This window comes from Acidobacteriota bacterium, from assembly GCA_030697165.1.
In the GTDB taxonomy this organism is placed as follows: Bacteria; Acidobacteriota; Vicinamibacteria; order Vicinamibacterales; family UBA2999; genus 12-FULL-67-14b.
The window spans coordinates 162629-170700 of the sequence record JAUYQQ010000010.1; the positions used below are offsets into that span (position 1 = coordinate 162629).

Sequence of the window (8072 nt, forward strand, 5' to 3'; positions counted from 1 at the left end):
TGAGAGTCAGCACCTGACGGCTCAAGCATCAGATGTGCCAAGCGAGCACGCGGTGGGATCGGCCCAAAAAGGGGTCTGCGGCGATGACTCCCTCGGCCGCGGACCCGAAGACGGGGAATATTCCGCAGTGCCTGGAGGCCCGGGCGGTGCCCTCTAGAGGGCCAGCATCGCGGCGCCGGCGGCCGCCATCGCCAGCAGCGACCCCGCCGTCTGCCACGCAAACCGGCGCTCGCCGATCACCATCGCGATACCGGCTTTCATCAGGCAGTTGGCGATCACGCCCATGAGGATCGCGCGGCAGGCGAGGTCCGCCGCGGTGCCGGTCGTGACGCTCCGGGTCATGGCGAGCGTCAGCGCATCGACGTCGGTCAGGCCCAGCAGGAAGCCGCCGGCCAGCAGGCCGCTCTCCCCCATCCACGAGCGCGCATAGTGCACGCCGTACAACACCACCTGGAAGAGCGCCGCCATTTCCAGCGCCGCGCGGAACTGGAGCGGGTTACGCAAGTCCGATGGCGCCGCCTTCGGACCATCCATCTGCCGCCAGGCCAGTCCCAGCGCGACGAGGCCGGCGACAAACGGCGCCCACAGGTACCACGCCAGCGTTTGCACCAACGCCGCATTGAGGACCGCCACTGCGACCACCACGCGCAGGAACAGGATGGTGCTGGCGGCAACCGCGCCAGTCGCCAGCGGCGCCGCCTGGGCGCGATGGGCGCGGCTCAGGCGCGCGAACGTCAGCGTCACGCTGGTCGATGACACCAACCCGCCAAGCAAGCCCGTGATCGGATAGCCCGCGGCGCCCGCGAGACGCTGGGCAATGAACCCGGCGAAACTGAGACCGGAGAACAGCAGCACGAGGAGCCACAGCTCGCGCGGACGGATGCCGGGCGCCGGACCGAACGGCCCCGCGGGCAACAGGGGCAGGATCACGACCGACATGACGGCGACGCGGGCAGCCGCGAGCAGCATGGTGTCGTCGAGGCGGTCGACGAACTTGTGCAGACCTTGCTTCTCCGCGAGCAGCAGCACGGTGAGGGTCGTGAGCGCCGCTGAAAAGCGCAACTCGCCGAGCCCGCCGAGCACGCCGGCGCCGAGTACTACGAGCGCGGCCACCTCCGTGGTCGCATCGATGTCGTGCTGGCTGGCGCGCACATAGCCGGCCACGACCAGGCTGAGCGCGCCGGCCACCAGCAGCCCGGCGGCCAGCGGATACCCGCCGGCGGTGAGCAGGCCGGCAATGCCGGCGAGCGCACCGAGCAGGGTGAACGTGCGCACGCCGCCCAGCCGCGCATCGGGACCGGTCGCATGTCCCGATTGCTGGCGCTCGACACCTACGGCAGCACCGCCGAGGATGGCGACGACGAGGCCGGCAATGGCGTCCAGGCCGGGATTCACACGGTCAGGATACCGCCGCCCGGCCTTAGACCGTGTATCAACACGCAAGCGTCGCGTACGGCGGTGCCCAAGGGCGCGTCGCAGCCACCGTGCAGTGCTACACTCAATGTCTTCAAGATGGCGCCATCCACCGAATTTTCGCTATGGAGTTTCCTCCAGGCGCGCTCCGAAGTACCGCTTCACCGCGTGATGGCGGTGGCGAGCCTCTCGGGCCTCGCCAACGCGACGTTGATCGCCGTGATCAATTCGGCTGCGCACGAGGTGGCGGCCGACGGGCTGAATACGCAGAAGTTCTTCCTGTTCCTGATCGCGATCACTATCTACGTGCTGACGCAGCGATACATCCTGCAGGTGTCGACGATCGAGGTCGAGAAGATCATCGCGAAGATCAGGATTTCGCTGTCGGACAGGATCCGCCGCGCCGATCTCCATGCCATGGAAACCCTGGGACGCGCCCAGCTGTACGCCAGCCTGAACAACGACACGCTGACGATTTCGCGGGCGACGGCGCCGATGATAATCGCGTCGCAGGGCGCGCTGCTGGTGGTGTTCAGCCTCGGCTATATCTGGTATCTCGAGCCGACCGCGTTCGCACTCACGTTGGCGATCGTCGCGATCGGGATCGCCCTTCATTTCAAGAACAAGAAGCAGCTGGCCTACGAGCTCGCCGAGTCGAGCGCCAAGGAGAACGAGCTGTTCGACGTGGTGACGCACCTGCTCGACGGGTTTAAGGAGGTCAAGCTCAACAGCGCCCGCAACCGCGACCTGTACGAGCACCTGCGTGGGATCGCCGTCGACGCCGCCGAACTGAAGACCCGCAGCGGCATTCGCTACGCGCACTATTACCTGTTCACGCAGGTGATGTTCCTGCTGCTGCTGGCGGCGATGGTGTTCATCCTGCCCGAACTCTCGGCCAACTTGGTGGAGCCGGACCAGGTCACCAGCATCACCGCCGCGGTCCTGTTCATCATCGGGCCGCTGACCACCGTGGTCGCCTCGGTGCCGGTGTTTCGCACTGCCACCCACGCGGTCCAGAACATGGCGAACCTCGAAGCGGCGCTCGACCGCGCCCAGCAACTGGCGAGGGATCCGGACAACGGCGAAGTCGTCACGCCGCCCGACTTCCACACCATCGAGGTACGCGGCGTGACGTTCAGCCACCGCGACAAGGCGGGCCGGCCGCTGTTCACACTCGGGCCGGTGAGTTGCACCATCACCAGGGGCGAGACCATCCTGACCGTCGGCGGCAACGGCAGCGGCAAGTCCACCTTCTTCAAGCTGCTGACCGGCTTGTACTATCCCGACACCGGCACGATCCTCATCGATGGGGTGGACGTCAAGACCATCGGCGATCGCCGGTATCGCGAACTGTTTTCCGCCGTCTTCACCGACTATCATCTATTCACACGGCTCTACGGCTTGAATCAGGTCGACGATCGCCGCGTGGACGAGCTGTTGCGGCTGATGCAGCTCGAAGGCAAGACCGCGTGGCGCGACGGCCGGTTCGTCAACCAGGAGTTGTCGACCGGGCAGAAGAAACGCCTGGCGCTGATCGTCAGCCTGCTCGAAGACAAGCCGATCTACGTGTTTGACGAATGGGCGGCGGATCAGGACCCGGCGTTCCGCAAGTTTTTCTACGACACCCTGCTGCCGGACTTGAAGGCCCAGGGCAAGACTGTGATTGCCGCGACCCATGATGACCGCTACTTCTACGCGGGCGACCGTGTGCTGAAAATGGAGATGGGGCAGTTTGTCGCTGGCGAGGGTTTGGAGAACGCATGACCATGGGACGATCGATGATGCGACAGGCGCGCGGCCGGCTGGCGGTGTGCCTGTGTCTCTCGCTGACGGTGATGGCCTGCCGCCAGCATGTCGAGCGAATCCCGTCCGGCCGCGGCTTCACGCCCGACCACACGATGTGGGTCGCTTCGCTCCCGCCGTCGTGCGGGTGCATCTCGCTGGAGAACAAAACCGGGAAGAAGGTCTACCTCGAATCGACGTTTTACGGCGTTGCCCGCGGCTTCATGCTGATCGAGGACCAGGCCGTCCACCGCGTGCTGTTCGATTGGGGGGGACCACTCAATTCCGACCGCTACGAGTTGGTGCCGTACGAGGCCGATGCGGCGGGGCGCCCGCAGCGTGACCGCCGGCTCGACGCGCAGGCGACGCTCGCCGAGTTCGCGCCGGTGGCCGCGACGGCGTGTAACGACAAGGACTGCGCGTTCGGCACGCTGGCGATGAATCGTATGCTGGCGGCCGAGGAAGAAGCGGAGCGCGACACGGCGCGGCGCGGCGTGAATTTCAGCAACGTCATCGAGGCCTCGGCACCACTCGGGCAATGCGGTTGCATGGTGCTTCGCAACTTCAGCACCAAGCGCGTGACCTTGAGGTCCACCCTGCACGGCGCCCAGACCGGTCAGATCACCATGGACCCGGGCTCGACCATCCCGGTTCCGTTCGATTGGTCCGGTAATCTCGACTCCGACGTCTACCTTGTCGAGGCGGTCGACGCGACCTCGCCGGACGAGGTCGCGCGGGCGCTCGCACCGAACATGCAAGCTCACAAGACGGCGATGACGATTCGCCTCAAGCAGTTTGTCGAGATCACCGGAACCTTTGTCGGCATGCAATGCACGGCGACCGAAAGCGAGTTCATCGTCGCGGGCCATATGCCGGTTGATGCCGCGCAGGTCAGCATCAAGTGCCCGTGGAGTCCGCCGGCCGGGGCCGGCCTCGGGATGCGCGTGGCGTTTGACGAGCGGACCAGGCGGTCGGCACCGACGCCGGCCGGCGAAACCGGAGCAGGACAGTGAAGGAGCAGACCATGAGCGACACCGCTGATCGGTCGTATCGAACGCGGGCCCGGCGTCTGCGCGTCAGGGTGCAGGCCTGGCTGACGCGGCACGCCTTCGGGTTATCCATCACCGGCTTGCTGGCGCTCTTCACGCTCGTGTTCTTCTGGAGCGCGATCGTCTATACGATTCACCCCGGTCAGGCCGGCGTGTACTGGAAGCGCTTTTCGGGGACGCAGATCAACGTGATCTATCGGGAAGGCACCCATTTCATTCCGCCCTGGAACAAGCTCTACATCTACGACCTGCGGGTCGCGAAAATCGACTACACGGTGGCGGTGCTGGCGACCGATGGCCTGGAGATTAGCGTCGACGTCACCATGCGCTACCGCCCGGAGGCCCGGAGCCTGCCGCAGCTGCACCAGAACATCGGCCCTGACTACGCTGAGCGGATCATCGTGCCCGAGGTGGTGTCGGTGGTGCGTGAAGTGATCGGGCGATATCGCCCGGAGCAACTCTACACACTCCGTTCCGAAGACATCGCCCGGCAGCTCGTCGCCCGCGCCACGGTCGAGGCTCGCGCACACTTCCTCCAGATCGACGACGTGATCATCCGGCGGATCACGCTGCCGGTATCGGTACAGGCGGCCATTCAGCAGAAGCTTCAGCAGGAACAGGAAGCGCTGGAGTATGACTACCGAATCGAGAAGGAGAAGCGAGAGGCGGAACGCAAGAAGATCGAAGCGATTGGCATCTCCGACTTCCAGAACGCCATCTCCAGCGGTATTACACCCGCCTACCTGCAATGGAAAGGCATCGAAGCGACCCTCGCCCTGGCCCAGTCGGCCAACGCCAAGGTCGTGATCGTCGGTGGCAAGGATGGCTTGCCGCTGATCCTGAACACGCCACAATAGTGAGATCGACCCAGGCATCATGAGCGACACCGACGACGACACCACCGTCTACCGCGTGGTCATCAATCACGAGGAGCAGTACTCGATCTGGCCCGACTGGAAGGACCTGCCGCTCGGCTGGACCGCGGTGGGACCGACGGGGTCCAAAGACGTGTGCCTCGAGTACATCAAGGACACCTGGACCGACATGCGGCCGTTGAGCCTCCGCCAATCCATGGACGGCCGGAACGACAAGTCGTGATCGGCGGCGGGATGCCGGGGGATGGCCCGCCCCCCGCTGCCATGGGCAAGTCCTCGCGCGACTGGATCTCCGTCCTCAATCCTCGTCCCAATGCCCGTCTTCGCCTCTACTGTCTGCCCTTCGCCGGCGGTGGCGCGGCGATGTTTCGCTCGTGGCCCGGGGAGTTACCCGCCGATATCGAAGTCTGCCCGATCCAGCTGCCCGGCCGGGAAGCACGGTTTCATGAGCCGCGATTCACGCGCATTCCGCAACTGGTGCGAACGCTCGCACCGGTGATGCTCCCGCATTTGCAGAAGCCGTTCGCGATCCTGGGACACAGCATGGGCGGGCTGATTGCGTTCGAGCTGCTCCGGGAGTTGCGCCGGCTCGGTGCCCCACCGCCGCAGCGCCTGCTCGTCTCGGGCCGCCAGGCGCCGCAGATCGTCAACACCGATCCACCGCTCCACGGACTCCCGGCCGGCCAGTTCTTCGACGAATTGGACCGCCGCTATGGCGGTGTGCCGACCGAGGCCCTCAATAATCCGGAAATTCGTGAAGTGTTCGTGGCGCTGTTGCGGGCCGACATCGAGATGGTCGAGTCGTATCGTTACCTCGCCGACGCTCCACTCGACTGCCCGATCTCGGTGTTCGGAGGGCGGCACGATCTTGTTTCCGAGAGCGATTTGTCGGCCTGGCAGGAACACACGCGCCCCCCACTCACCGTGACGATGTTCGAGGGCTCGCACTTCTTTATTCAAACCGCGCGAGTTGAATTACTGCGGGTAATCGGCCAACACCTGGCCGCCGGCTGACCGTGGCCGCGACCTTCCTCAACCCGGTGGCTGCCGAGAACGCGCCGCGCCTGCTCGAGTACCTGTCTCGCGCGATCGGTGGCAGGATCGAGAAGCTGAACGAACCGCCACGGCGGCTGGTCGGCGGATCCGAGAATCGCAACTACCTGTGCTCGGTCCGCGTCGACGGTCACGACCACAGGTGGGTGCTGCGGTGCGAGCCTGACAGCATCCCGGAGTGGCGGCGGGACTGGGGACTCTACGATCTCGAGCGCGAATTCCGGGTGCTTCAGGAACTGCCGGCGCTCAATCTCGGGCTGCCCGCGCCGGCGGCGTTTGGGTTCAGCGACGCGTTGGGGGTGCCCAGTTTCGTCATGGAATACCTGCCCGGCACGCCCCTGGCGCACGAATACACGCCCTCGCACGAGAAGATCCTGCCGGCGTATGCCCGCGCCGTCGCGACCGTGTCGACGATAGCCGTCGCACCGGGTTCCTGGCTGTCAGCAAACCTCGTTCACCGAACCCTCGATCAGGACCTGGCGTGGTGCGCAGAGAAATCGCACAGCTTCCGAGCCGAGCCGCTGCACGATTACTCGTTGTCCTGGCTCCGCGAGCATCGCCCGCCATCGCGTCCGCTCGTGATGTCGCACGGCGATCCGAACCCGGGCAACTGCCTGGCCGACGAGGGCCGAATCACGGGAATCGTCGATTGGGAATTCGCGTGCCTGACCGATGACGCGCTTGGCTCGCTGCTTCGCGTCACCTGGCTGTACCAATCCGAGGCGCTGCGGCCGATCTTCTGCCAGGCCATGCAACGCGACGTCCGCGACTTGACCTGGCACCTCGCGCTCTCGCTGTTCCGGGCAGTCTATGTCTTCCCCAGCCCGCAACGGCCACACCACTCGGCGTTGCTCGCCTCGATGGTCGGCTATTGAGGCGGTTTCAGCAGCTGCGCCTCGTCGTGATGCAGTTGCCGGATCCGCGCCAGTAGCTCGGGGATATGGCTGATGTCGGGCTCTGCGGTCCACCGTGCCGCGATCTCCGGGTCCTCCCGGTCCACCGCCGCGAACACCGGCATGAACTGATCGACGATCGCTTGCGGCACTTCGCGCATCGTCATAAACAGCAGTCGAATCTCCTTGCGGCCAAACGCCGCTTTCAGCGCGCGACGTTCGGGAACCGTCAGGTCGGGGTGCCAGAAATCGGTCAGGAAGACGAGTCGGTGACGGTCGCTGTTGTTCACCGCCTCGTGCCAGAACGAATCGTCGAGGAGCAGGGCCTTGCCCTCCTGCCAGGTGCGCGCCTCGCCGGCGACCTTGAGATAGCAGTCGTCGGGAATGTCGAGCGCGAGCTGGCAGCGGACACGGAAGTTGTCTGCACTATGGTGGCCCCTGACGACGAACTTCGGGTCGAGCCACGAATAGAAAGCGTCGGCGAACGGGTAGTGGCTGAACCCGGCGTAGTCGTCCGCGTTAAGGCTCTCCAGCAGGGCGATGGCCGCCTCGGGGACGGTGCCGGCCGCGAACGCCTGGCGCGGGATCTGGGTGCCGAACGCTGATACGAAGCCCTGCCGCCATTTCGATTCCTGCTTGTCGTTCGAACTGGCATAGCTCATGGACATGAACGATTCGCGAAGGCGGAGCGCTTCGGCGCGCAGTGATTCAAATCCGTTTTCCATCGCGGCGACCCATGGGTAGTCAGCGGGATCGGGCCACGGCACATTGCGCAGGCCTGGAAACGGCGGCAAGACCCATGGATCGATGTCGTTCGGGCCGGGCGGGTTGGCATCGCGTGGATCGGGCTCGTGTCCTTGCAACATCGCCAGGAAATGGCGGAAGCGAGCCAACTCCGGTCCGCTGCCGGCGAACGACTTGAGAAAACCACCGGTGTCCATGATGCGGGTGATGGCCGCCCACACGATCTTGCGGGACTGAAGGTCTGCCTGGCTGCGGTTCATAAG

8 protein-coding genes are annotated in these 8072 nt (G+C 65.2%); 6 read left to right on the forward strand and 2 right to left on the reverse strand.

Annotated features, from left to right (window positions below; genetic code table 11):
• Nucleotides 1–153: 153 nt before the first annotated feature.
• Complete coding sequence (locus tag Q8T13_10955) at nucleotides 154–1395, reverse strand: DUF4010 domain-containing protein (GenBank protein MDP3718272.1); 1242 nt, start codon at nucleotides 1393–1395, stop codon at nucleotides 154–156.
• A gap of 117 nt (nucleotides 1396–1512) precedes the next feature.
• Between Q8T13_10955 and Q8T13_10960 the strand changes: the two genes are divergently transcribed.
• From Q8T13_10960 to Q8T13_10985, 6 genes are read left to right on the forward strand one after another with little or no spacing between them, the layout of a single operon-like run.
• On the forward strand, nucleotides 1513–3177 hold the full coding sequence (locus tag Q8T13_10960) for a cyclic peptide export ABC transporter (protein MDP3718273.1): 1665 nt from the start codon (nucleotides 1513–1515) through the stop codon (nucleotides 3175–3177).
• Nucleotides 3174–4208, forward strand: coding sequence for a hypothetical protein (locus tag Q8T13_10965; GenBank protein MDP3718274.1), 1035 nt, complete (start codon nucleotides 3174–3176; stop codon nucleotides 4206–4208). Before Q8T13_10960 ends, Q8T13_10965 begins: the two co-directional genes overlap by 4 nt.
• 11 nt (nucleotides 4209–4219) lie before the next feature.
• Nucleotides 4220–5101: a prohibitin family protein gene (locus tag Q8T13_10970; protein MDP3718275.1), complete on the forward strand. Its 882-nt coding sequence runs from the start codon at nucleotides 4220–4222 to the stop codon at nucleotides 5099–5101.
• A gap of 19 nt (nucleotides 5102–5120) precedes the next feature.
• Nucleotides 5121–5342: an MbtH family NRPS accessory protein gene (locus Q8T13_10975; GenBank protein MDP3718276.1), complete on the forward strand. Its 222-nt coding sequence runs from the start codon at nucleotides 5121–5123 to the stop codon at nucleotides 5340–5342.
• Complete coding sequence (locus tag Q8T13_10980) at nucleotides 5339–6133, forward strand: alpha/beta fold hydrolase (GenBank protein ID MDP3718277.1); 795 nt, start codon at nucleotides 5339–5341, stop codon at nucleotides 6131–6133. Before Q8T13_10975 ends, Q8T13_10980 begins: the two co-directional genes overlap by 4 nt.
• 2 nt (nucleotides 6134–6135) lie before the next feature.
• Nucleotides 6136–7047 carry a phosphotransferase gene (locus Q8T13_10985; protein MDP3718278.1) on the forward strand — a complete coding sequence of 304 codons (912 nt, stop codon included), beginning with the start codon at nucleotides 6136–6138 and terminating at the stop codon, nucleotides 7045–7047.
• On the opposite strand, the gene Q8T13_10990 is transcribed toward Q8T13_10985, so the two are convergent.
• Nucleotides 7041–8069: an aspartyl/asparaginyl beta-hydroxylase domain-containing protein gene (locus Q8T13_10990; protein ID MDP3718279.1), complete on the reverse strand. Its 1029-nt coding sequence runs from the start codon at nucleotides 8067–8069 to the stop codon at nucleotides 7041–7043. The two genes, Q8T13_10985 and Q8T13_10990, sit on opposite strands and share 7 nt — an antisense overlap.
• Nucleotides 8070–8072: the final 3 nt, after the last annotated feature.

Excerpts from the sequence above, each read along its gene's own strand:
- Q8T13_10960 (MDP3718273.1), top strand. The coding sequence starts at position 1,513 with ATGGCGCCATCCACCGAATTTTCGCTATGGAGTTTCCTCCAGGCGCGC.
- Q8T13_10965 (MDP3718274.1), top strand. The coding sequence starts at position 3,174 with ATGACCATGGGACGATCGATGATGCGACAGGCGCGCGGCCGGCTGGCG.
- Q8T13_10970 (MDP3718275.1), top strand. The coding sequence starts at position 4,220 with ATGAGCGACACCGCTGATCGGTCGTATCGAACGCGGGCCCGGCGTCTG.
- Q8T13_10975 (MDP3718276.1), top strand. The coding sequence starts at position 5,121 with ATGAGCGACACCGACGACGACACCACCGTCTACCGCGTGGTCATCAAT.
- Q8T13_10990 (MDP3718279.1), bottom strand. The coding sequence starts at position 8,069 with ATGAACCGCAGCCAGGCAGACCTTCAGTCCCGCAAGATCGTGTGGGCG.